Origin of the sequence: Pseudomonas violetae (assembly GCF_023072615.1) — a bacterium.
GTDB lineage: Bacteria > Pseudomonadota > Gammaproteobacteria > Pseudomonadales > Pseudomonadaceae > Aquipseudomonas > Aquipseudomonas violetae.
Genome location: NZ_JAKNRW010000087.1, coordinates 1 through 1523, shown reverse-complemented (window position 1 = coordinate 1523; position 1523 = coordinate 1). Strand labels below are relative to the sequence as shown.

Genomic DNA, 1523 nt, shown 5'->3' with positions numbered 1-1523 from the left:
ATCGGTCGTGACAGAAATCTCCGCAGCAGCGTTCAATTGTGGCGAGGGAGCTTGCTCCCGTTCGGCTGCGCAGCAGTCGTAGATCAGCTGATGCGGTGTCCTGATTGTGCGCGGTCGCAGGTTTTGGGGTTGCTGCGCAACCCAGCGGGAGCAAGCTCCCTCGCCACAGGGGTTGGGTTTTGATGGCTGAGCTACGCGTGTGTAGCAGCTGCCGGAGCTTGCAGTTTTTCTTCGAATGCGAAGTCCTCGTCAGAGATTTTACGGCTGCTGCGCACCCGGACGCAGCCTCACGGGCTCGACAGTTGCTACACGCGTGAAGCCTCAATCCGCCGGTCAGTAATTCCCTCAGAAAAACTCTATTTAATCCGATTAAATAAATCTGTCCCCTTTTTGGTCCTTTTTGGTCCACTTTTTTAGGCAAAAGTTTTGATAAATAGTCTGACAATTTTTTCTCTTCCGGTGTTTTTTTAATTTGCTCGTCTGATAGTACTACTAGTAGGTGTTCCCAGACTTGTTTGAGTGTTTGTAGTGTCTAAGTGTGCTATCAAGTTTGTACGTGAAATTGCTCTTTGCCTTAAGAACCCTTCGTTTGACAGGGTTGGAGTTAACATTCTGGCTGAATGTGCTGCTGTTTGCGGATTTATCGGCTGGATTGCAGCTGAAAACAACGAGTGAATCATAAATCTGTCGGCAATTTGTTCGTTAGTGTTCGTTGTGGTTGGCGCTTCGGTAACGACGGTTGCGCGGGTTGGACGTTGTGTGGGAGGGACTTTTGCTTCAGGTAAAAGTTTTTTTGTTGAGGTGTTTTCAATTTGTGAAAGAAGTCCGTTCGTTTTTGAGTGTGGTATTGGTAGATTGGCAGTGCGGACGGGCATGAGTGCATAGTTTGTCGGGCTGTTTTTTCTGCTCGTTTTTAACCAGCGTAATGCCATTGATCTAACCCTTAACACAAGAGAGAAGTGTCCTGTTGGATCTGATTTGTTGGTCGGATCTCCTGCACAATACGCATACGAATTTAATCCGCCGTTGCCAAACGGACTCAAACTATCCGGACTATTAAATCGCATCAAAACCGGATTAAACGCCCTCTACCCATTTCCTAGTAAATAACATCCCGTCACCGGATCCGGCCGTTCGCCGTTAAAGCCAAGCAAGCTGAGTAACCCGCTTTCAACAGGGCGGTGGCCGTAGGGCGAATAGGCGATTTTCTGCGGTGGATGATTGGCCTTGAGCGTCTGCTGCACCGACCGCTGCTGATCGGTGACCGGTAACGTGGTATCAAACGCTTCACCCTCACTTTGTTGTTGCGCCAGCAACTGGTCCCCATGCTGGACTATCGAGTAGCGCATCGCCCCCTGTATTTCGGAGGCCAGCCTGCTTTTGCAGTAGAAACGCGGGCGCTTCGGGGTGTCTGGCAAGGCGTGGCTAATTAGGCGATCAAGGGCATCGTAGTGATATTGGCAGAGCACGGTTTCGCGCGGTGATGGCATGGGTGATTGCCCCAAGATCCGAAGAGTGGGAAC

Annotated in this window: 1 protein-coding gene and 2 pseudogenes; all 3 read right to left on the bottom strand. The window is 50.3% G+C overall.

Going from position 1 to position 1523, the window contains the following annotated elements; translation table 11 throughout:
• Positions 1 to 467: 467 nt before the first annotated feature.
• Entirely contained in the window at positions 468 to 932 is a 465-nt protein-coding gene (locus tag L9059_RS30550; protein ID WP_247296868.1) for a hypothetical protein, read from the bottom strand.
• 84 nt (positions 933 to 1016) lie between these two features.
• Positions 1017 to 1067: pseudogene (locus L9059_RS31190) on the bottom strand (hypothetical protein); the annotation flags it as partial.
• 21 nt (positions 1068 to 1088) lie between these two features.
• A pseudogene (locus L9059_RS30545) lies at positions 1089 to 1523 on the bottom strand (RHS repeat-associated core domain-containing protein); the annotation flags it as partial.